Source organism: Gordonia sp. SL306, assembly GCF_026625785.1.
Taxonomy (GTDB): Bacteria; Actinomycetota; Actinomycetes; order Mycobacteriales; family Mycobacteriaceae; genus Gordonia.
In genome coordinates this window covers 1,201,299-1,224,374 of record NZ_CP113063.1, presented here as the reverse complement: position 1 = coordinate 1,224,374, position 23,076 = coordinate 1,201,299, and the positions used below count along the sequence as shown (strand labels likewise).

General features: G+C 65.1%; 16 protein-coding genes. 15 read left to right on the top strand and 1 reads right to left on the bottom strand.

The window, feature by feature from the left end; all coding sequences use genetic code 11:
* Nucleotides 1–118: 118 nt before the first annotated feature.
* Complete coding sequence (locus tag OVA31_RS05445; RefSeq protein WP_267630089.1) at nucleotides 119–1,303, bottom strand: glycoside hydrolase family 76 protein; 1,185 nt, start codon at nucleotides 1,301–1,303, stop codon at nucleotides 119–121.
* Between the two features lie 306 nt (nucleotides 1,304–1,609).
* Here OVA31_RS05445 and rplJ point away from each other — a divergent pair, with 306 nt between their 5' ends.
* From rplJ to OVA31_RS05370, 15 genes are all read left to right on the top strand, one after another.
* On the top strand, nucleotides 1,610–2,134 hold the full coding sequence (gene rplJ, locus OVA31_RS05440) for a 50S ribosomal protein L10 (protein WP_267630088.1): 525 nt from the start codon (nucleotides 1,610–1,612) through the stop codon (nucleotides 2,132–2,134).
* Nucleotides 2,135–2,224: 90 nt separating this feature from the next.
* Nucleotides 2,225–2,614, top strand: coding sequence for a 50S ribosomal protein L7/L12 (gene rplL, locus OVA31_RS05435; protein WP_164310988.1), 390 nt, complete (start codon nucleotides 2,225–2,227; stop codon nucleotides 2,612–2,614).
* Between the two features lie 326 nt (nucleotides 2,615–2,940).
* Nucleotides 2,941–4,170, top strand: coding sequence for an ABC transporter ATP-binding protein (locus OVA31_RS05430; RefSeq protein WP_267630087.1), 1,230 nt, complete (start codon nucleotides 2,941–2,943; stop codon nucleotides 4,168–4,170).
* Between the two features lie 2 nt (nucleotides 4,171–4,172).
* Entirely contained in the window at nucleotides 4,173–4,979 is an 807-nt protein-coding gene (locus tag OVA31_RS05425; RefSeq protein ID WP_161061927.1) for an MlaE family ABC transporter permease, read from the top strand.
* 2 nt (nucleotides 4,980–4,981) lie between these two features.
* The gene (locus OVA31_RS05420; protein WP_267630085.1) at nucleotides 4,982–5,854 is read left to right on the top strand and encodes an MlaE family ABC transporter permease; all 873 of its coding nucleotides are present in this window, start codon (nucleotides 4,982–4,984) and stop codon (nucleotides 5,852–5,854) included.
* A gap of 3 nt (nucleotides 5,855–5,857) precedes the next feature.
* The gene (locus OVA31_RS05415; RefSeq protein ID WP_267630083.1) at nucleotides 5,858–7,192 is read left to right on the top strand and encodes an MCE family protein; all 1,335 of its coding nucleotides are present in this window, start codon (nucleotides 5,858–5,860) and stop codon (nucleotides 7,190–7,192) included.
* Entirely contained in the window at nucleotides 7,189–8,271 is a 1,083-nt protein-coding gene (locus OVA31_RS05410; protein ID WP_267630082.1) for an MCE family protein, read from the top strand. Before OVA31_RS05415 ends, OVA31_RS05410 begins: the two co-directional genes overlap by 4 nt.
* 78 nt (nucleotides 8,272–8,349) lie before the next feature.
* Nucleotides 8,350–9,453 (top strand): MCE family protein, encoded by a 1,104-nt coding sequence (locus OVA31_RS05405; protein WP_267631414.1) that lies wholly within the window; start codon nucleotides 8,350–8,352, stop codon nucleotides 9,451–9,453.
* Nucleotides 9,453–10,790: an MCE family protein gene (locus OVA31_RS05400; protein ID WP_267630081.1), complete on the top strand. Its 1,338-nt coding sequence runs from the start codon at nucleotides 9,453–9,455 to the stop codon at nucleotides 10,788–10,790. Before OVA31_RS05405 ends, OVA31_RS05400 begins: the two co-directional genes overlap by 1 nt.
* 14 nt (nucleotides 10,791–10,804) lie before the next feature.
* Nucleotides 10,805–12,178: an MCE family protein gene (locus tag OVA31_RS05395; protein WP_420714195.1), complete on the top strand. Its 1,374-nt coding sequence runs from the start codon at nucleotides 10,805–10,807 to the stop codon at nucleotides 12,176–12,178.
* Between the two features lie 70 nt (nucleotides 12,179–12,248).
* Nucleotides 12,249–13,490 (top strand): MCE family protein, encoded by a 1,242-nt coding sequence (locus tag OVA31_RS05390; protein WP_267630080.1) that lies wholly within the window; start codon nucleotides 12,249–12,251, stop codon nucleotides 13,488–13,490.
* A gap of 76 nt (nucleotides 13,491–13,566) precedes the next feature.
* Nucleotides 13,567–14,229, top strand: a complete 663-nt coding sequence (locus tag OVA31_RS05385) for a hypothetical protein (protein ID WP_267630079.1) — start codon at nucleotides 13,567–13,569, stop codon at nucleotides 14,227–14,229.
* Complete coding sequence (locus OVA31_RS05380) at nucleotides 14,229–15,179, top strand: hypothetical protein (RefSeq protein WP_267630078.1); 951 nt, start codon at nucleotides 14,229–14,231, stop codon at nucleotides 15,177–15,179. Before OVA31_RS05385 ends, OVA31_RS05380 begins: the two co-directional genes overlap by 1 nt.
* A 354-nt stretch (nucleotides 15,180–15,533) precedes the next feature.
* Nucleotides 15,534–19,022, top strand: coding sequence for a DNA-directed RNA polymerase subunit beta (locus tag OVA31_RS05375; RefSeq protein WP_267630076.1), 3,489 nt, complete (start codon nucleotides 15,534–15,536; stop codon nucleotides 19,020–19,022).
* Nucleotides 19,023–19,064: 42 nt separating this feature from the next.
* Entirely contained in the window at nucleotides 19,065–23,021 is a 3,957-nt protein-coding gene (locus tag OVA31_RS05370; RefSeq protein WP_267630075.1) for a DNA-directed RNA polymerase subunit beta', read from the top strand.
* Nucleotides 23,022–23,076: the final 55 nt, after the last annotated feature.

Sequence of the window (23,076 nt, the reverse complement as noted above, 5' to 3'; positions counted from 1 at the left end):
TCGCCAAACTCGATTCCCCGACACCATTCGTGTCGGCCGCGAGGTGACGGACGTTACACATGTGGCGTTCCTCACCTCGCCGGACGAGGGTATCTCAGCCCCGATATCGGATTGCTAACTAGGTAGCCTCTTTTTGGACATGCTCCGGTAACCGCAGGTCGACGGCGGCCGCGGCCTCGAGCACCATCCACGCCGAGAGCTGGACCGAGAGGTCGCGTTCCGGGATCTGTGAGGAATGGACCGCACCCTCGACGAACTGGGCGTTTGTGCCCTCACCTGACGGATTGTCCGCAGGTTTCCGCCAGTCGGCACCGAACACCGGGCCGTGATCGGTCTCGGTGCGATTGAGCCAGGCGGCCTCGGCGCTCGTGGCCACGATGTGCGCTGCTCGTCGGCGCAGGTCGTCGGTCCCCTGAATGGTCTGCGGCAGATCGGTGGCGACCAGCGCGAGGTAGCGCGCCAGGATGCCCGCGAACAGTCCGCCGTCTCCGCCGCCCGCTCCCGGGATCACCCCGTCGTGGCACATCCGTGTCTGCACCGCGTGGAGGAGTCGGTCGATGCGTTCGGCGTGCACCTCGTGCCGCGTGAGCCTGAGGAGTTCGAGCTCGGCACCGAGCACCACGCCCTGGCAGTAGGTATAGATCGCGGTGACCCGTTCCATCTCGCCGGGCCGGGTGCCGGGTTTGATGCCGTCGATGATCAGGTGCGAGTCGGCATCGACGAGGTGTGCGTCCATCCAGTCCGCCATCGCCGCCGCCCGCTCCACGTGACCGGTCCGCGCCACCAGGACGGCCGCAGGGCCGTTCGCCGGTGCGTTGAAGAAGAGGTCCATCGTGCGCCACGGGATTCCGCCACCGAGATGGGGTACCCAGGCGTCGATCATGCGGCCGGAGAGCGTGCGGATCGCCCGGTCGTGGCTCAGCGCGAGGTGACGGTCGGCACGCTCGATGGCGAGGCCGAGCCAGGCCATGTCGTCGAAGTAGTTGTTCGTCCATTTGCCCAGGTTGCGCAGGTTGATACCGCGCAGCAGCAGGCCCACGACGTCGGCGGTATCGTCGCCCGGGCGATGGATGGCCGCGTCGACCAGCAGGTCCACCAGGTGGGCATGCCACCAGTAGTGCCACATGCCGAAATGCCCCGCGACCGCCCCGCTCGGCCACGCGACCGCGGCAAGCCGGGTGCCGGGCGTCCACAACATCCGCCTCAGATGGCGGTCGGTGATCGCCGCGGCGGCTGCCGCTGCGCGCTCGTTCGCCGTCGTCGGTGCAGGTCCGCCGCCCGCTGATTTGGTTGCATCCGCCACGGTCGGGTAACCTTTCCGCTTGGTGTGGCACACAACCGTGTGCCGTATCGGTTCAACCAGAGACCGTCGGTCGTCGGGAGAGATCCCGACCGAAGGTCCGATCCATGTCATCGACGATGACCGGGTCGGCGGCCCACGCAGGGAGAACGAGGAATGACAGAGCGCTTGTGCGCCTGTTCACGCCCCGGGCCTTCTGCGTGCCGGGGCGTTTTTGTATGTGGATGACAGTCGATCTCGACGTCACCTCGCCCCTCTCGGCTCAGGTTGGGCCCGACCCAACTCTAGTGATGAGAGAGGAGGCGAAGTATGGCCAAGTCCGAAAAGGTCGCCGCAGTCGCGGAGATCGCTGAGCAGTTCAAGGGATCCACGGCAACGGTCGTCACGGAATACCGTGGCCTGTCCGTCAAGCAGATCTCCGAGCTGCGTCGTTCCCTCGGTGAGGGTGCAACCTACTCCGTCGCCAAGAACACCCTGGTGAAGCGTGCCGCCGCCGAGGCGGGCGTGGAAGGGCTCGACGAGCTGTTCACCGGTCCGACCGCGATCGCCTTCATCGAAGGCGAGCCGGTCATGGCCGCGAAGGCGATCAAGACGTTCGCCAAGGACAACAAGGCTCTGGTCATCAAGGGCGGCACCATGGACGGCCGTGCGCTGTCCGTGGCGGAGATCGAACAGATCGCCGACCTGGAGACCCGTGAGGTTCTGTTGGCCAAGCTCGCCGGTGCCATGAAGGGCAACTTGGCAAAGGCTGCCGGTCTGTTCAACCAGCCGGCTTCGCAGGTGGCGCGCCTCGCCGCGGCCCTGCAGGAGAAGAAGAACGAAGCCGGCGAGTAATTCTCGCCGCAACACACCAATCCTTGGGCGGGCGACTCCGTGCCGGGATGAACCAAGCCCCGTCTGGGGACTGACAGGAAGGACGCCACCATGGCGAAGCTCACCGCTGACGAGCTCATCGATCAGTTCAAGGAACTGACCCTGCTGGAGCTCAGCGATTTCGTGAAGAAGTTCGAAGAGGTCTTCGAGGTCACCGCGGCCGCTCCGGTCGCCGTTGCCGCTGCCGGTGCTCCGGCTGCCGGTGGCGCCGAGGCCGCTGCCGAGCAGGACGAGTTCGACGTCGTGCTCGAGGGCGCGGGCGACAAGAAGATCCAGGTTATCAAGGTGGTCCGTGAGATCGTCTCGGGCCTGGGCCTGAAGGAAGCCAAGGACCTCGTCGAGGGTGCTCCGAAGCCGATCCTGGAGAAGGTCGACAAGGAAGCCGCCGACGCTGCCAAGGCCAAGCTCGAAGAGGCCGGCGCTTCGGTGTCCGTCAAGTAAAGACAGCTCGAAGGCTCCCTCTTCAGGGATCTGACAGCACTTCGACAGTGGCCCGTGGGTGAGATACCCCACGGGCCACTGTTGTCCCTGGATTGTGATGGTCGGCGCACTTTGCGAACCGCGTGGCATGGGCTACGCTCATTCGGCAGGGAAGTTACCGGTGGGTAAGGAACCGACACGCGCCTGGTCTCGATGGGGGATCGAGGGGCGCGGGCGGGTGTGGGGATCAGCGGGCGTCCGCTACAGTGACCCCAACCACAATGCCACCGGATCGTGAGTGGTCACCCTGACCGCCGCAGGGGGCAGCGAATGTCTGGGAGGATGCAGTGGGTGTAGAGGTCAGTGTTGAGGGGCTCACCAAGTCATTCGGATCGCAGAACATCTGGCGTGATGTGTCGTTGACGTTGCCGTCGGGTGAGGTGTCTGCCCTGTTGGGTCCGTCGGGTACCGGTAAGTCGGTGTTCCTGAAGACGTTGATCGGCTTGTTGCATCCCGAGCAGGGGTCGGTGGTCATCGATGGCACCGACATCACCCAGTGTTCGGCCAAGGAACTCTATGAGATCCGCAAGTTGTTCGGGGTGTTGTTCCAGGATGGTGCCCTATTCGGCTCCATGTCGCTGTTCGACAACGTGGCGTTCCCGCTTCGTGAGCACACGAAGAAGAAGGAAGACGAAGTCCGCGACATCGTGATGGAGAAGATCGACCTGGTCGGTCTGACCGGTGCCGAGGACAAACTGCCCGGCGAGATCTCCGGTGGTATGCGTAAGCGTGCCGGTCTGGCGCGTGCGCTGGTGCTCGATCCGCAGATCATCCTCTGTGATGAGCCGGACTCGGGTCTGGATCCGGTGCGTACCGCCTACATCAGCCAGTTGCTGATCGACATCAACGCCCAGATCGACGCGACGATTTTGATCGTGACGCACAACATCAACATCGCCCGGACGATTCCCGACAACATCGGCATGTTGTTCCGCAAGGAGTTGGTGATGTTCGGTCCGCGTGAGCAGTTGCTGACCTCCGAGCAGCCGGTGGTCAAGCAGTTCCTCTCCGGTGACCGGTTCGGTCCGATCGGGATGTCGGAAGAGAAGGACGAGGGCGTGCAGAAGGCCGAGGAGGCCATGCAGGCTGCCGGTATCGGCGGTGGCGGCACCAAGGACGACTTCTCCGAGATCATTCCGCAGGTGCAGCCCAATCCGGGGATGCCCGAACGCAAGGCCGTCGCGCGGCACCGTCAGCGTGTGCACGAGATGTTGCACACGATGCCGCCGAACGCGCAGGAAGCCATTCGTCGCAGCATGGACGAGGAAGACCGCATGCGCGCCGAATCCGATGCGCATGCCGCCGATCAGAGCACCGAGAACGTGCCGGTCGGGGCGGCGCACGCGGCGGGCGAGTGGACGCCGGCCCATGCCGCAGGCGGCGACTACGCCGGCAGCGACGCCCCAACCCAGAGCTGGGCGACACCCCCGGTTGGCGAGGGCGCCAACGACAACACCGTCACCCAGCCCATCGAAACCGGCCAGTTCCGGCAGCCCAACGACGGTCGGAGTTCGTAAGGATGACCAGTGCCACCACGCGTGGCGTTGATCGGATAGCTCAGGCCGGAACGGGCGCGCTCGCCCAGACCGGCAACATCGTGCAGCTTTTCGTCGACGTCGCGCGTCAATCCTTCGTGCGTCCGTTCCAGTGGCGCGAGTTCATCCAGCAGGCCTGGTTCATCGCGAGTGTGACGATCCTGCCGACCGCTCTGATCGCGATCCCGTTCGGCGCGATCGTGTCGCTGCAGACCGGTTCGCTGATCAAGCAGCTCGGTGCCGAGTCGTACACCGGTGCGGCCAGCGTGCTCGTGGTGATCCAGCAGGGATCGCCACTGGTGACGTCGCTGCTGATCGCAGGCGCCGCGGGATCCGCGGTGGCCGCCGACCTCGGGTCCCGCACCATTCGCGAGGAGATCGACGCGATGGAGGTGCTCGGCATCAATCCGATCCAGCGCCTGGTTGTTCCGCGCGTCATCGCGATGGTGCTGGTGGCGATGTTGCTCAACGGATTGGTCGCGGTCGTCGGTATCGGTGGTGGCTACTTCTTCAACGTCGTCGTGCAGGGCGGCACCCCGGGCGCCTATCTCGCCTCGTTCGGTGCGCTGGCGCAACTCCCGGACCTCTATGTGTCCACGCTCAAGGCCGCCATCTTCGGTGTGCTCGCAGGTGTCGTCGCCGCCTACAAGGGACTCAACCCGAAGGGCGGGCCGAAGGGCGTCGGTGACGCGGTCAACCAGAGCGTGGTCATCACCTTCCTGCTGTTGTTCCTCGCCAACCTGATCATCACTGCGGTCTACCTGCAGATCGTTCCGCCGAAGGGAAGCTAGCGATGGCCGGTGGTGTGACGATCTCCAAGTCGCGGCCCGAGTACTACCTGTACGAAGCCCGAAAGCAGCTGCGTAAGCCGCTCAAGTTGCTCGACGGCGCGGGCGAGCAGATGTCGTTCTATGGGCGCACTCTCGCGTGGATCCCCAAGACGCTTGTCCACTACACCCGTGAGGTGCTGCGGCTGCTGGCCGAGGTCGCCTTCGGGTCGGGCGGGCTCGCGGTCATCGGCGGCACGATCGGCGTGATGGTGCTGATGTCGGGCTTCACCGGCGTCGTCGTCGGGCTGCAGGGGTATGCGGCCCTCGATCAGATCGGTTCGCAGGCGCTGACCGGCTTCCTCTCGGCGTATGTGAACACCCGTGAGGTCGCGCCGCTGGTGGCCGGTCTTGCGCTCTCGGCCACGGTCGGATGCGGATTCACCGCGCAGCTCGGTGCCATGCGCATCTCGGAGGAGATCGACGCGCTCGAATCGATGGCGGTGCCGTCGATCCCGTTCCTGGTCTCCACACGCGTGATCGCCGGCTTCGTCGCGGTCATCCCGCTCTACGTGCTAGGTCTGCTCTCGGCGTATCTGGCGTCGCGCGTCATCACCACGGTCTTCAACGGGCAGTCGGGCGGGTCCTACGACCACTACTTCAACCTGTTCCTGCCACCCGGCGACGTGCTGTGGTCGTTCGGCAAGGTGCTGGTCTTCGCCTTCGTGATCATTCTCGTGCACTGCTATTACGGCTACTACGCGACCGGCGGTCCGGCCGGCGTCGGCGTGGCGGTCGGACATGCCGTGCGTGCTGCGCTCGTGCTGATCGCGGTGTTGGACTTCTTCTTGGGGCTCGCGATCTGGGGCACCACGACGACTGTGCGAGTGGGAGGCTGACCGATGTCGACGCTACGTCGCCGGCTGCTCGGGCTGGTGTTCTTCGTCGTGGTGGCGCTGTTCTTCGTGGTCACGATCACGAAGTTCAACGACGGGTTCACGACGTTCGCCAACGTGACCCTGAAAACCGACTCCACCGGTAACGCACTGCCGACCAACGCCGACGTCAAGGCGCGCGGCGTGGTGGTCGGCGAGGTCCGCGACGTGGAACCCGCCGCCGACGGCAGTGTCGCGGTCACCCTCGGACTGACGCCCGACATGGCGTCGCAGTTGCCGCAGAACACCACTGCGCGCATCCTCCCGAAGACACTGTTCGGTGAACGCTATGTGGCGCTGCAGGTCCCGACCGACGACCCGTCGGCCGCGACTCTCGCCAACGGCGACACCATCTACACCGACCAGAGCGGCAACGCACGCGAGGTCCAGGACCTCTTCGACAAGCTGCTCCCGGTGCTCAAGGCGATCCCGCCGCAGGACCTGAACGTCACGCTGACATCTCTGTCGCAGGCGCTGGCCGGACGAGGACAACAGCTCGGCGTCACGTTCGACGAGCTCAACAAGATCTTCACGCGCGTCAACGACAACATGCCCGAACTCCAGGGCACGCTGCGTGGGCTCGCGAGCTTCTCCAAGACCTATTCGGACGCGCTGCCGGACGTCATCGACGCCCTCGACAACTTCCGGACCACGAACAAGACCATCGTCGAGCGTCAAGGCGATCTGCGCACCCTCATCTCGACCGTGGGTGTGGCGGCGACGGACACCACCAAGTTCCTGCAGCAGAACCGGGCCGACCTGATCGACCTCGCGGTGGATTCGGAGCCGTTCCTCGTGGGCCTGGCCAAGCAGTCGCCGACGTTCGTCTGCACGGCCCACAACTTCGCGACCCTCATTCCCGAGTCGCGCAAGATCGTCGGCCAGGGCACCGCGAACCCGGGTGTGCGGGTGAACCTCCAGTTCGTCAACCCGCGTGGTCGTTACCTGCCGAACCAGGACGAGCCGCGTCTCCTCGACAGCGATCCGCCTGCGGTCTGCTACGACCCGCCGACGAACGGACGCCCGTTCCCGCAGTACCCGGGTGGGGGTCTCGCCGACGGCTCGTACCAGCCACCGTCGCGCAATCCGGGCCCGCGCACGATGCCGACGTTGCCGCAGCCGCAGTTCTCCGCCACCCCGGCCGGGACCATCCGGTCGAACCCGTTCGACGATCCCGACTACGTGAAGCAACTGAAGGTCATCTATGGCGGCGCCAACGGCACCGACCCTGAGAAGGTTCCGACCTGGGTCACCACGATCGGCGGCGTATCGCTACAGGGAGCGCAGGTCACCATCCGATGAAATCCATCACCGGACCACTGATCAAACTCATCGTCTTCGCGGTGGTGACCGTGGTCGCCACCAGTCTGCTGGCGTTGACGATCGCCAACGCAGGCGGCGACGGAGACAGCGACTTCAAGGCCGTGTTCTCCGACGCCGCCCTGCTCAACAAGGGCGACGACGTCCGCATCGCGGGCGTCCGCGTCGGGCAGGTGACCGACGTCGAGGTGCATGACCGCAACCAGGCGCTGGTCTCGTTCAACGTCAACCGCGATCAGCTGCCCGAGGGCACGCAGATCTACATCCGCTACCGGAACCTGACCGGCCTGCGGTATCTGGCGCTGGAGAAGGGCGCGGGCGATCCCGACCAGACCGTCGACACCGGGCACACGTTCGGTACCGATCCGACGCACCAGGACACCCATCCCGCGGTGAACCTCACCGAACTCTTCAACGGTTTCAAGCCGCTGTTCCGGGAGCTGTCCGCCGGGGACGTGAACAAGCTGTCGGAGCAGATCATCAAGGTCTTCCAGGGGGAGAGCGGCACGATCTCGCAGCTGATCAGCAGCACCGCCGACCTGACCAACGCGATCGCCGACAAGGACAAGGTGATCGGGCAGCTGATCACCAACCTGAGCACGGTGCTGGACACGGTCAATCGCAACGACGAGCAGTTCACGGCATTGCTGGACAACACCGAGAAGCTCGTCACCGGCCTTGCCGCCCAACGCGGTTCCGTGGGGTCGGCGATCAGCTCGGTGTCGAACCTGACCGCGGTGACCGCGTCGATCCTGCAGCCGACCCGACCCGCCATCCAAGGTGACATCGCCGGGTTGAAGTCGCTGTCGGACCAGATCAACGCCCGCGACGAGGATGTGAAACAGATTCTGACCAACCTGCCGGTCAAGTTGCAGAAGATCGGCCGGGCCGCGACCTTCGGCTCCTGGTTCCAGTTCTATCTCTGCGGTATCGATGTCGTCGCCGGCAACGGCAAGTCGACGATGCTGACGCAGCCGGTGGTCCCGCTGCCCGACATCAACCATGTGCTGTACACCAGTGCGGCCACCCGTTGCTGGAAAGACGAAAGGCCGGGGGGCTGATCTGTGGCTGACGAACAGAACCGGCACGCTCAGCCCGAGGGTGATGATGCCCGGACCGAGCAGTTCTCGAGTGACGAGGTGCGTCACGCGGCGGCGCAGGCCGACGCGGCGGACGGCAAAGCCGGCGCGGACGATGGCGGCGCACCGCCGCCGCAGAGCTCGCATCGACGATTCGGTGGGCGCCGCAGCCCGGTGAGCATCGGTGCCATCGGCATCCTGGTGCTGCTGATGATGGCGATCTCGGCGTTCTACCTCAATCAGCTGCCGCTGGTCGGTGCAGGCGCGCGCTACACGGCGAAGTTCACCGAGGCGGCCGGACTCAAGTCGGGTGCCGAGGTCCGCGTGGCGGGCGTCAAAGTCGGCGAGGTCGACGGTGTGACGCTCGACGGCGACCGCGTGAACGTGAAGTTCCGGGTGACCAACACGTGGATCGGGAACCAGACGCAGGCGTCGATCCAGATCAAGACGATCCTCGGGCAGAAGTACCTGGCCCTGAACCCGCGCGGCAGCGAGCCCGCCGATCCCGACGTCCCGCTGACCGACACAGTCTCGCCCTACGACGTCATCGAGGCGTTCTCCGACGCGGCCGATCAGATCGATGACCTGAACACCGACCAGCTCGCCCACTCGATGGAGACGTTGTCGGAGGCCTTCTCCGGTACCGCGGGCGACATCGGGCCGTCGTTGGACGGTTTGTCGCGGTTGTCTCAGACCATCGCCAGCCGCGACCAGGAGGTCCAGCATCTCCTCGAGGCGACGAAGGACACGTCGAAGATCCTGGCCGACCGGAACCAGGAGTTCGTCCGGCTCATCGCCGGCGCCGGTCAGCTGCTCGACGAGCTGAACAACCGGCAGAAGGCCATCTCGACGCTGCTGTCCACCACCACGACCCTGTCGGATTCGCTGTCGGGGATCGTGCGCGACAACCAGGCGCAGATCGGTCCGGCACTCGACTCGCTCCAGGACGTCAACAAGCTGTTGATCTCCCAGAACGACAATCTGCGGAAGACCATCACCTACATGGCGCCCTTCTATCGGCTCTACGCCAACGTCCTGGGCAACGGACGCTGGTTCGAGTCCGTGGTGACCAACTTGCTGCCGCCTGGTCTGCCGCAGCAGAACACCACCCGTCCGCCCAACAAGCAGAAGCTCCAGAACAACGGTGGAACGGAGGCCGGCTGATGACCACAGCTCCCGACCTCAGCCGCACCTCCGGCCCCGGCCGGTGGTTCACCCCGCGTCACATCGTGATGCTGGTGATCGGTCTGATCCTCGCGTTGATCGCCGCCGGAGTCCTGTGGTGGGCGTTCTCGCTCATGGGCACCACCAAGATCACCGCCACCTTCGCGCGCAGCGTCGGCATCTACTCGGGTTCTGACGTCCGCGTGCTGGGCGTGCCGGTCGGCAAGGTCGACTCGGTGACCCCAGAGGGCAAGACCGTCAAGGTGACCATGACGGTGGACCGCGGGATCGACCTGCCCGCCGACGTCCGCGCCGTCCAGATCATCCCGTCGGTCGTCGCGGACCGGTATGTGCAGCTGACCCCGGCCTATACGGGCGGCGAGAAGGCGCCCCACGACATCACCCTCTCCCAGGATCAGACGATGGTCCCGGTGGAGGTCGACCAGATCTACTCGAGCGTGCAGAAGCTGTCCGAGGCCCTCGGGCCCGAGGGTGCGAACAAGAACGGCGCGGTCAGCGACGTGATCGCCACCGGCGCGGACAATCTGAAGGGCAACGGCGCCAAGCTGGGCGACGCCATCGAGCAGCTCTCGAAGGCGTCGACCACGCTGAGCAACTCCCGCGGCAACATCGTCGATACGGTCAAGAACCTGAACGTGTTCGTGGGTGCGCTGCGCGAGAACGACTCCCAGGTCCGCCAGTTCAACACGCAGATGGCGTCGTTCAACAAGTTCCTGGCGGGGGAGCGGACCCAGCTGTCCGCGTCACTGAACAAGCTGTCCGTCGCGCTGGGTGATGTCGCGACCTTCGTCGAGGACAACCGGGACAAACTCGGGCAGACCGTCAAGGATCTGCAACCGACCACCAAGGCGCTGCTCGACACCAAGGATCACCTGAAAGAGATCCTCACGGTCCTGCCGGTGACCATCAACAACCTGATCAACGCCTACGACGCGGAGTCGGGAACCCTGGCGATGCGCCTGACCATCCCGGACCTGCAGGATCTCATCGGCGCGCAGTGCCGCTTGCTGGACCTCGGCAAGCTGCTGCCCGGCAACCCGTCGGCGAAGCAGTTCAGCACCACGCTGAGCCCGCTGATCAGCCAGTGCGAGAATCTCGGCCAGCAGATCACCAAGGGCGTACTCGATCCGCTGCTGCCCGTGCTGCCCTTCGGCATCATGAGCAACAACAAGCTGCAGCGGTATCCATCGCCCGGCACAAATCCGGGCAACCCGGATCCGAATCTGGAGACCGGCCCCGGGTCGACGCCGAAGAGTCCGTCGAACGCGCCGACCACGACGCGACCGTCCGCACGTTCCGGGACAGGTGGGAATTGATGATGCGAGAAGTTCTGTCGCGTAAGTCGATTCGCGCCGTACTCGGGGCGGCGATGGTGGCTGCCGTGCTCGCGGTGTCCGGGTGCGGCAACGGGATCCAGTCGATCCCGTTGCCCGGCGGCGTGGACACCGGCGACAACGCACGCACCTACCAGATCCAGTTCGCCGACATCCTGGACCTCGTCCCGCAGTCGATGGTCAAGAAGGACGGCATCCCGGTCGGACGCGTCGAGTCGGTCGAGGTGCCCGACAACGAGTGGTACGCCCAGGTCAAGATCAAGGTGAAGAACGACATCGACCTGTCGGACAAGTCGATCGCGGCGGTGCAGCAGACGTCGCTGCTCGGCGAGAAGTTCGTCGCGCTCAGCGAGCCGAACGGCAGCGAGTCGTTGCCGCGACAGAACCCCGCGCAGCCGATCCCGCTGGATCGCACCCGCACGGCCACCGACATCGAGCAGGTCCTCGGCGCGTTGTCGATGTTGCTCAACGGTGGCGGGATCAACCAGCTCCAACCGATCGTGACGGAACTGAACAAGGCGTTGGCCGGATCGACCAGCCAGCCGTGTGACGTCGCACCCAAGGGACAGAGCTGCCCGGTGTTCCGGAGCCTGCTGGAACAGAGCCAGACGTTGATCACCGGTCTCAACCGCCAGCGCGACGACATCGTCAACGCCATCGACGGACTCGCGCGCCTGTCGACGCGGGCTTCGAATCAGAAGACGCAGATCGACCGGATCCTCAAGGAGTTGCCTGCCGGTATCGCAGTGCTGGAGGAACAGCGTCCTGAACTGGTGGACCTGCTCACCAAGCTCGACGATCTCGGCAAGGTCGGGACCGACGTCCTCGGCAAGTCGCGGACTGCGTTGATCACCGACCTCAAGGCGTTGCGCCCGGTGCTGACGCAGCTCTCCAAGGCCGCCCCGGAACTCATCACGGCTGCGCCGCTGATGCTGACCGTCCCGTTCCCGGACTGGCTGTTGCCGGGTGTGAAGGGCGACGCGACCAACCTGTTCATGACACTGGACCTGCGGACGCTGAATCAGCTCGAGGCTCTGGGCGTCGGTCAGGGGACACCGAAGTACTCGCCGCCGGAGCGCGTCAAGGTGCCGGTCAACCCGAACAACCCGTATGTCGGGGGCAACGGCCCGCGCTACGGCTGGCCGACCATCACCCTGCTGCCGCCGTCGGCGAACTCACGGCCCGGGCCGAACACCCCGCCGTCGGGTGGCACATATCCGATGAATCCCGCGTCCGGCTCCGCCAAGGCGCCGGCATCGGCGAAGACGAAGAAGAAGCGTGACGACGATCAGCAGTACACGTTGATGCCGCCGGCGCAGCCGGGACAGCGGTTCATCGACGGTCCGCTCAGCATGATCGGAGCCCAGTGATGAACCACACCGCACGTAGCGCCGGAACCGGGCTCCCGATCACCTCGGTGTCACGGATCGGAGCCCAGTGATGTTGTCGAAGGTCGCGAGGATTCAGCTGATCGTGTTCGTCATCGTCGGACTGGTGGCGCTCGTCTACGTCGGCGCCAAATACGCCCGACTGGACCGCCTCGCCGGCATCGGCCAGTACACGGTGACGGCGTCGATGAAGGATTCGGGTGGCATTTTCACCAATGCCGAGGTGACGTATCAGGGTGTGCCGGTGGGTCGCGTCGGGAAGTTGACGTTGACCAAGTCGGGTGTGGATGTGGCGTTGGAGCTGAACTCGGGGGGTCCGGAGATTCCGGCGTCGGCGACGGCGGTGGTGGCGAATCGGTCGGCGATCGGTGAGCAGTTCGTGGATTTGCAGCCGACGTCGTCGGAGGGGCCGTTTTTGTCGGATGGGTCGGTGATCACGAAGTCGTCGGTGCCGCCGCCGTTGGAGGATGTGGTGTCGTCGGCGATTGATTTCACGTCGTCGATTCCGGTGGATGATCTGCATACGGTGATCACGGAGTTGGGTAAGGCGTTCAACGGTCAGGGTGAGAATCTGACGCGGTTGGTGGATTCGTTGTCGAAGTTGTCGCGGTCGGGTTATGACTCGTTGGATGAGACGATTTCGTTGATTCAGAACTCGAATGTGGTGCTGGCAACACAAGCCGACCAGTCGGATGCGATTTTGTCGTGGTCGCATGATTTGGATTTGATCACGGCGACGTTGGCGTCGTCGGATCCGGATCTGCGTCGGTTGTTGACGACGGGTACGGCGTCGGCGACGCAGATCTCGGAGTTGTTGCGGCGCAGCGGTGGTGACATCTCGACAGTCGTCAAGCAGCTGGCGAGCACGCTGCGGACCATCGAACCGACCAGTTACGCGACGTCGACCACCTTCGCGATGCTGTCGGCGCTCTCGGCCGGCAGCCATTCGCCCGCGCCGGGTGACGGTCAGATCCACTTCGGTGTCGTCCTGGAGACGAACAACCCTGCTGCGTGTACACGGGGCTACGAGAGTACCGACGCGATGATCCGGGAGATGAAGCGTAAGGATCCGTCGTTCGACATCCATTACGACGATTTCCCGTTCAACACAAACGCGAAGTGTTCGGTGCCGGTCGGCAACCCGACCGGGGTGCGCAGTGCCGATCGTGCGGCATTCGCGAATCCCGCCTACAAGCAACCGTGGGACAACACCCCGAAGAAGGATCCCGACCGGTTGAACCTCAACCCGCTGGCACAGCAGCTGGCGGCGTTGATGGGAGTCCACCCGAAGTGATCTCACCACGTCAGGAGGCCGGCGGGCGCAGCTCGCTTTGCCTCCTCTCAGGTGCCAACCACTACAGTGACGGCCGATGACTAGCGACACACCCCAAGCCAGCCGCGACGGCTCCGCAGCCTCGACCGGCGGTCGTGACCGCGGACGGACGGTGGCCAGCGTGCTGGCGCTGCTCCTCGTGATCGCGGCGGCCGCATGTGCCGCATGGTTCGGCTACCAGGGCTACCAGGCGTACTTCGTGCAGAAGCCGATCCAGGATGCGCGCGACGGCGCCATCGATGGCGCTGAGCAGGCGATCATCAACGTGACCACCGTGGATCCGAAGGACACCGCGGGATGGAAGCGGCGCGTCGACGGTTCGCTGACCGGAAAGGCGCGCGAGCAGATCACGAGCCAGGACGTCAGCAACCTCAACTCGATGATCACGCAGGCCGGCCCGCAGGCCGCGGCGCTGACCTCGCGACTGCTCCGGAGCGCGCCGACCGAGGTCGACGCCGACGACGGAAAGGCCAAGGTGCTCGTCTACGTCGCGGCGACGTCGAAGCGCGAGAACGAAGCGGGTGTCACCCAGACGATGGGCTTCTCGGTCTCGATGACCGAGGATGGCGGCACGTGGAAGGCCGACGACATCGCACCACTCGAGTCGCTGGCGTACCAGGATCCGGGCGCATCCACCGGTGGCGCTGCCCCGGGCGGTCAGGGTGCGGCTCCGTCGGGCACACCAGGGGGAGGTAACTGATGGCGCCGCAGAACCCGCGCCCGCCGCGTAAGAAGACCGCACGCAAGCCCTACACCCCTCGCGTCGCAGGCAGTGGTCAGCGTCCCACCGACGCGGTCCCGGAGACCGAGCCGAAGGCCGCAGATCCCGTCGACAGCACCACAGATTCCGCCGACAGCACCGCGGATCCCGTCGACAGCACCACGGATCCCGCCGACAGCACCACGGATCCCGCCGACAGCACCACGGATCCCGCCGACAGCACCACAGATCCCGCCGAGAGCACCGAGGATCCCGCCGACAGCACCACGGATCCCGTCGAGAAGCCCAAGCCGGCCGGTAAGACCCGGCCGGTCGCACGCGTCTCCACGCTGCGGACCGGCGATGCGGCATCCTCGACCGCCCGCGCCGTCACGGCGGACAAGAACGCGACATCGACGGGCAAGCCCTCGACGTCGTCGGGCCTGTTCCCCTTTAGTCGCCGCGCCATCGGCATCCTGATCGGTGTCGCCGTCGTGCTCGGGATCTTCGCACTGATCGCGGGACTCCATCCCGGGGCGTCGATCAGTTCCAACAAGGCCTTCGTCGATCAGCCCGCTACCACGGAGCTGACGTCTCAGGTGCAGAGCAAGGCCTGCTCGCTGACCGTAAACACGCTCGACGTCGACAAATGGGCGGGCGAGGCCCGATCGGTTCTCACCGGCAACGCCCGCAGCGAGTTCGACAAGTACCTGCCCCAGCAGCGCGACATCCTCAACCAGACCAAGCAGGTCGCGGACTGCCGGGTCGAATCGGTCGGTGTCGCAGACCTCTCCGGCGGCGGCGACGGCGCCACCGCACGTGTGGTGGCGAACCTGATCGTCAGCCAGAAACAGGCGGGGATCGCCGGTCAGAGCGCCGCGCCCAGGTATCAGTTCTCCATGGTCAAGCACGGCGACGACTGGCTCATCAGTCAAGTGGAAGCCTTCTGACCTGCGACATCCGCTTGTCTCGCGTGCGTGTACACCCGGTCGGCAAATCTTCGGCAAAAAGATGCGCGTAGCGCTTGACGAAATTGCGTTGTCGGGCCAGGCTGTCACCAGTGAATGACGTGCAGGCGGCCATCAGCGCGTACTCGCTTCCAGGCGTGGCTTGACAAAGTACGTCTATTTTCTGCTACAGTTGGACGTTGCGCTGGCTGCCTCCTGTCCACCTCTCGATCCTTCCTCAAGCCACCTTTGCTGTGTGTGCTCGTGGTGATCGCCGAAATCAGGGTGTCACCAGCGAACGGCCCATCAAGCCAAGCACCGAGCTAGGTAGAACACTTCGTGTTGGAAGGACAGATCTTGGCACTCGACCGCCAGTCCACCTCAACCATCCCGGGCGCGCCAAAGCGCGCATCCTTTGCAAAGATCAGTGAGCCACTGGAGGTCCCCGGGCTCCTCGACCTCCAGCTCGATTCCTTCGAGTGGCTCGTCGGTACGCCGGAGTGGCGCGCCAAGGCGATCGCCCGTGGCGACGACAACCCCACCGGCGGCCTCGAGGACATCCTTCACGAACTGTCCCCGATCGAGGACTTCTCCGGTTCGATGTCGCTGTCCTTCACCGATCCGCACTTCGACGAGGTCAAGGCCTCGGTCGAGGAGTGCAAGGACAAGGACATGACCTACGCGGCGCCGTTGTTCGTCACCGCGGAGTTCATCAACAACAACACCGGCGAGATCAAGTCGCAGACCGTCTTCATGGGCGACTTCCCGATCATGACCGACAAGGGCAGCTTCATCATCAACGGCACCGAGCGTGTCGTGGTGAGCCAGCTCGTCCGTAGCCCCGGCGTCTACTTCGACTCCAACATCGACAAGACCACCGAGAAGACCCTCCACACCGTGAAGGTCATCCCGGGTCGCGGTGCGTGGCTCGAGTTCGACGTCGACAAGCGCGACACCGTCGGCGTGCGCATCGACCGCAAGCGCCGCCAGCCGGTCACCGTGCTGCTCAAGGCGTTGGGTTGGACGAACGAGGAGATCGCCGAGCGTTTCGGGTTCTCCGAGATCATGATGTCCACCCTGGAGAAGGACAACACCGCCAACCAGGACGAGGCGCTGCTCGAGGTCTACCGCAAGCTGCGTCCGGGCGAGCCCCCGACCCGTGAGTCCGCGGAGAACCTCCTGGAGAACCTGTTCTTCAAGGAGAAGCGCTACGACCTGGCCCGCGTCGGCCGCTACAAGGTCAACAAGAAGCTCGGTCTGGCCGCCAACCCGATGAACGGCGACTCGGTGCTGACCCGCGAGGACATCGTCGCGACCGTCGAGTACCTGGTCCGCCTGCACGAGGCCGACCCGCACACCACCTCTTACATGACCGTCCCCGGCGGCGTGGAGGTCCCGGTGGAGGTCGACGACATCGACCACTTCGGCAATCGTCGTCTGCGCACCGTCGGCGAGCTGATCCAGAACCAGATCCGCGTCGGCCTCTCGCGTATGGAGCGTGTCGTGCGTGAGCGCATGACCACCCAGGACGTCGAGGCGATCACCCCGCAGACCCTGATCAACATCCGTCCCGTCGTGGCGGCGATCAAGGAGTTCTTCGGCACGTCGCAGCTGTCGCAGTTCATGGACCAGAACAACCCGCTGTCGGGCCTGACCCACAAGCGTCGCCTGTCGGCGCTGGGCCCCGGTGGTCTGTCCCGTGAGCGCGCCGGCCTCGAGGTGCGCGACGTGCACCCGTCGCACTACGGCCGCATGTGTCCGATCGAGACCCCTGAGGGCCCGAACATCGGCCTCATCGGTTCGCTGTCGGTGTATGCACGGGTCAACCCGTTCGGCTTCATCGAGACCCCCTACCGCAAGGTGGTCGACGGTGTGGTGTCCGACGACATCCAGTACATGACCGCCGACGAGGAGGACCGCTACCTCATCGGTCAGGCGAACACCGCCTACGACCTCGAGGGCCGGATCACCGACGAGCGCGTCTTGGTCCGCAAGAAGGGCTCCGAGGTCGAGTTCGTGGGCATCGGCGACGTCGAGTACCTCGACGTCTCGCCGCGCCAGATGGTGTCCGTCGCCACCGCGATGATCCCGTTCCTCGAACACGACGACGCCAACCGTGCCCTGATGGGTGCGAACATGCAGCGTCAGGCCGTGCCGCTGGTCCGTAACGAGTCGCCGCTGGTCGGCACCGGTATGGAGCTGCGCGCCGCGGTCGACGCCGGCGACGTGGTCGTGTCCACCAAGACCGGTGTCGTCGAGGAGGTCTCCGCCGACTACATCACCGTGATGGCCGACGACGGCAGCCGCGACACCTACCGCATGCGCAAGTTCGCCCGGTCCAACCACGGCACCTGCGCCAACCAGCGTCCGATCGTGGACGAGGGCCAGCGGGTGGAGACCGGTCAGGTCCTGGCCGACGGCCCGTGCACCGAGAACGGTGAGATGGCCCTCGGTAAGAACCTGCTCGTGGCGATCATGCCGTGGGAGGGTCACAACTACGAGGACGCGATCATCCTGAGCCAGCGGCTCGTGGAGGAGGACGTGCTCACCTCGATCCACATCGAGGAGCACGAGATCGATGCTCGCGACACCAAGCTCGGTGCCGAGGAGATCACCCGGGACATCCCGAACGTCTCCGACGAGGTCCTCGCGGATCTCGACGAGCGCGGCATCGTCCGCATCGGTGCCGAGGTCCGCGACGGCGACATCCTGGTCGGCAAGGTCACCCCGAAGGGCGAGACCGAGCTGACCCCGGAGGAGCGCCTGCTGCGTGCCATCTTCGGTGAGAAGGCCCGCGAGGTCCGCGACACCTCCCTCAAGGTGCCGCACGGTGAGACCGGCAAGGTCATCGGCGTCCGCGTCTTCAGTCGCGACGACGACGACGATCTCGCGCCCGGCGTCAACGAGTTGGTCCGTGTCTACGTGGCCCAGAAGCGCAAGATCCAGGACGGCGACAAGCTCGCAGGCCGCCACGGCAACAAGGGCGTCATCGGGAAGATCCTGCCTGCCGAGGACATGCCGTTCCTGCCGGACGGCACCCCGGTCGACATCATCCTGAACACCCACGGTGTGCCGCGTCGTATGAACATCGGTCAGATCCTGGAGACCCACCTCGGTTGGGTCGCCAAGGCAGGCTGGAACATCAACGTCGCCAGCGGAGTGCCCGACTGGGCATCGAAGCTGCCGGAGGAGATGTACGCGGCGGAGCCGAACACCAACACCGCGACCCCGGTGTTCGACGGCGCCCGCGAGGAGGAGCTGACAGGACTGCTGTCCTCGACGCTGCCGAACCGCGACGGCGAGGTCATGGTGAACGGCGACGGCAAGGCGACCTTGTTCGACGGTCGCTCCGGCGAGCCGTTCCCGTACCCGGTGTCGGTCGGCTACATGTACATCATCAAGCTGCACCACCTGGTCGACGACAAGATCCACGCTCGTTCGACCGGTCCGTACTCGATGATCACGCAGCAGCCGCTCGGTGGTAAGGCGCAGTTCGGTGGTCAGCGCTTCGGTGAGATGGAGTGCTGGGCCATGCAGGCCTACGGCGCCGCCTACACCCTCCAGGAGCTGCTCACCATCAAGTCGGACGACGTGGTCGGTCGCGTGAAGGTGTACGAGGCGATCGTCAAGGGCGAGAACATCCCCGAGCCCGGTATCCCGGAGTCGTTCAAGGTGTTGCTCAAGGAGCTGCAGTCGCTCTGCCTCAACGTCGAGGTGCTCAGCTCGGACGGTGCCGCCATCGAGATGCGCGACACCGACGACGAGGATCTCGAGCGCGCCGCGGCGAACCTGGGCATCAACCTGTCGCGCAACGAATCCGCGACGGTAGACGACCTGGCCAACTGACCCTCACCGACATACGACATTAGAGCTCTCGAAAGGTAACAAGTGCTCGACGTCAATTACTTCGACGAACTCAAGATCGGTCTTGCGACGGCCGATGACATCCACAACTGGTCGTACGGTGAGGTCAAGAAGCCGGAGACGATCAACTACCGCACGCTCAAGCCCGAGAAGGACGGCCTGTTCTGCGAGAAGATCTTCGGACCGACTCGCGACTGGGAGTGCTACTGCGGCAAGTACAAGCGCGTGCGCTTCAAGGGCATCATCTGTGAGCGCTGCGGCGTGGAGGTGACCCGCGCCAAGGTGCGTCGTGAGCGGATGGGCCACATCGAGCTGGCCGCCCCGGTCACCCACATCTGGTACTTCAAGGGTGTGCCGAGCCGTCTCGGCTACCTGCTCGACCTCGCGCCGAAGGATCTCGAGAAGATCATCTACTTCGCCGCGTACGTGATCACCTCGGTGGACGACGAGCTGCGCCACGCGGAGCTCTCGACCCGTGAGGCCGAGATCGAGGTCGAGAAGAAGGCGATCGCCGACCAGCGCGACGTCGACCTGAACGAGCGTCAGCAGAAGCTCGAGCAGGATCTGGCCGAGTTGGAGGCCGAGGGTGCCAAGGCCGACGTACGCCGCAAGGTGCGCGATGGGGCCGAGCGCGAGATGCGTCGTATGCGCGATCACGCGCAGCGTGCGCTCGACGACCTCGAGGAGATCTGGGACCGCTTCGTCAAGCTGAGCCCGGGCGAGCTGATCATCGACGAGAAGCTCTACCGCCAGCTCGACGAGCGCTTCGGCGAGTACTTCGCCGGCGCGATGGGCGCCGAGGCGATCAAGAAGCTCCTCGAGACCTTCGACATCGATGCCGAGGCCGACTCGTTGCGCGAGACCATCCGCAGCGGCAAGGGCCAGAAGAAGCTGCGTGCGCTCAAGCGTCTCAAGGTCGTCGCGGCGTTCCAGCAGTCCGGCAACTCGCCGCTCGGCATGGTTCTCGACGCCGTCCCGGTGATCCCGCCGGAGCTGCGTCCGATGGTTCAGCTCGATGGTGGCCGCTTCGCGACCTCCGATCTCAACGATCTGTACCGCCGTGTCATCAACCGCAACAACCGCCTCAAGCGACTGATCGACCTCGGCGCGCCCGAGATCATCGTCAACAACGAGAAGCGGATGCTGCAGGAGTCGGTGGACGCACTGTTCGACAACGGTCGTCGTGGACGTCCGGTCACCGGACCGGGCAACCGCCCGCTGAAGTCGCTGTCCGATCTGCTCAAGGGCAAGCAGGGACGTTTCCGTCAGAACCTGCTCGGCAAGCGCGTCGACTACTCGGGCCGTTCGGTCATCGTCGTCGGCCCGCAGCTCAAGCTGCACCAGTGCGGTCTGCCGAAGCTGATGGCGCTCGAGCTGTTCAAGCCGTTCGTGATGAAGCGTCTCGTCGACCTGAACCAGGCGCAGAACATCAAGTCCGCCAAGCGGATGGTCGAGCGTCAGCGTCCTGCGGTGTGGGATGTCCTCGAAGAGGTCATCGCCGAGCACCCGGTGCTGCTGAACCGTGCTCCGACGCTGCACCGCCTCGGTATCCAGGCCTTCGAGCCGCAGCTGGTGGAGGGCAAGGCCATCCAGCTGCACCCGCTGGTCTGTGAGGCGTTCAACGCCGACTTCGACGGTGACCAGATGGCCGTGCACCTCCCGCTGTCCTCGGAGGCGCAGGCCGAGGCGCGCATCCTGATGCTGTCGTCGAACAACATCCTGTCGCCGGCCTCGGGTCGTCCGCTGGCCATGCCGCGACTGGACATGGTGACCGGCCTGTACTACCTGACCACCCTCACCGATGGTGCGGCAGGCGAGTACAGCGCGGCCAACTCCGACGACGTCGAGCGTGGCGTGTACTCCACCCCGGCCGAGGCCATCATGGCCGTCGACCGTGGTGCACTCACCGTGCAGTCGGCGATCAAGGTGCGGCTGACCGATCAGCGTCCGCCTGCCGAGATCGAGGCCGCGGAGTTCCCCGACGGCTGGAAGTACGGTCAGCCGTGGCAGCTCGAGACCACTCTGGGTCGCGTGCTGTTCAACGAGCTGCTCCCGGTGGAGTACCCGTTCGTCAACGAGCAGATGCCGAAGAAGCGTCAGGCCGTCATCATCAACGACCTCGCCGAGCGCTACCCGATGATCGTGGTCGCGCAGACGGTGGACAAGCTCAAGGACGTCGGCTTCCACTGGGCGACTCGTTCAGGCGTGACGATCTCGATGGCAGACGTTCTGGTGCCGCCGGCCAAGAAGGAGATCCTCGACAAGTACGAGGAGCGGGCCGATGGCCTGGAGCGCAAGTTCCAGCGCGGTGCCCTCACCCCGGAAGAGCGTCGCGACGCTCTCGTGGAGATCTGGAAGCAGGCCACCGAAGAGGTCGGTCAGGCGATGGAGGCCCACTACCCGGACGACAACCCGATCCCGATGATCGTGAAGTCGGGTGCGGCGGGCAACATGACCCAGATCCGCTCGCTCGCGGGCATGAAGGGTCTGGTGACCAACCCGAAGGGTGAGTTCATCCCGCGTCCGATCAAGTCCTCGTTCCGCGAGGGCCTGACCGTGGCCGAGTACTTCATCAACACCCACGGTGCTCGTAAGGGTCTGGCCGACACCGCGCTGCGCACCGCCGACTCGGGTTACCTGACCCGTCGTCTGGTGGACGTCAGCCAGGACGTCATCGTTCGCGAGACCGACTGTGGCACCGAGCGTGGTATCACCACCACCATCGCCGAGAAGCAGGCCGACGGCACGCTGATCCGTGATGCGCACGTGGAGACCTCCACCTACGCCCGGACGCTGGCCCAGGACGCCCTCGACGAGAACGGGGCCGTGATCGTCGAGCGCGGTCACGATCTCGGCGATCCCGCGATCGAGGCCCTGTTGGCTGCGGGCATCACCGAGGTCAAGGTCCGGTCGGTGCTCACCTGTACGACCGGTACCGGTGTGTGTGCGATGTGCTACGGCCGTTCGATGGCCACCGGCAAGCTCGTCGACATCGGCGAAGCGGTCGGCATCATCGCCGCGCAGTCGATCGGTGAGCCGGGTACCCAGCTGACCATGCGTACGTTCCACCAGGGTGGCGTCGGTGAGGACATCACCGGTGGTCTGCCGCGTGTCCAGGAGCTGTTCGAGGCGCGTGTGCCCAAGGGCAAGGCTCCGATCGCCGAGGTCTCCGGCCGGATTCGCCTCGAGGACGACGATCGTTTCTACAAGATCACCATCGTTCCCGACGACGGTTCCGAGGAGGTCGTGTACGACAAGATCTCCAAGCGTCAGCGTCTGCGTGTCTTCAAGCACGACGACGGCAGTGAGCGTCTGCTCGCCGACGGCGATCACGTCGAGGTGGGTCAGCAGCTCATGGAAGGTGCCGCCGATCCGCACGAGGTGCTGCGCGTGATGGGACCGCGTCAGGTGCAGGTGCATCTGGTGAACGAGGTCCAGGAGGTCTACCGGAGCCAGGGTGTGTCGATCCACGACAAGCACATCGAGACCATCGTGCGTCAGATGCTGCGTCGCGTGACGATCATCGATTCCGGTGCCACCGAGTTCCTGCCCGGTTCGCTCACCGAGCGTGCCGAGTTCGAGAACGCGAACCGTCGCGTCGTCACCGAGGGTGGCGAGCCGGCGGCCGGACGTCCGGTGCTGATGGGTATCACCAAGGCATCGCTGGCGACCGAGTCGTGGCTGTCGGCGGCGTCGTTCCAGGAGACCACGCGTGTCCTGACCGATGCGGCCATCAACAGCCGCAGCGACAAGCTGATCGGTCTCAAGGAGAACGTGATCATCGGTAAGCTGATCCCGGCCGGTACCGGCATCAACCGGTACCGCAACATCCAGGTTCAGCCGACCGAGGAAGCGCGTGCCGCGGCCTACGCCGTGCCGTCCTACGACGACACGTACTACAGCCCGGACGGCACCTTCGGTGCCCCCGCCGGTGCTGCAGTGCCGCTGGACGACTACGGGTTCTCCAACGACTACCGCTAGCCCGAATCCGTAGCAATAACACGCGTTTCCGCGCGTTATTGCTACGAAATCTCAC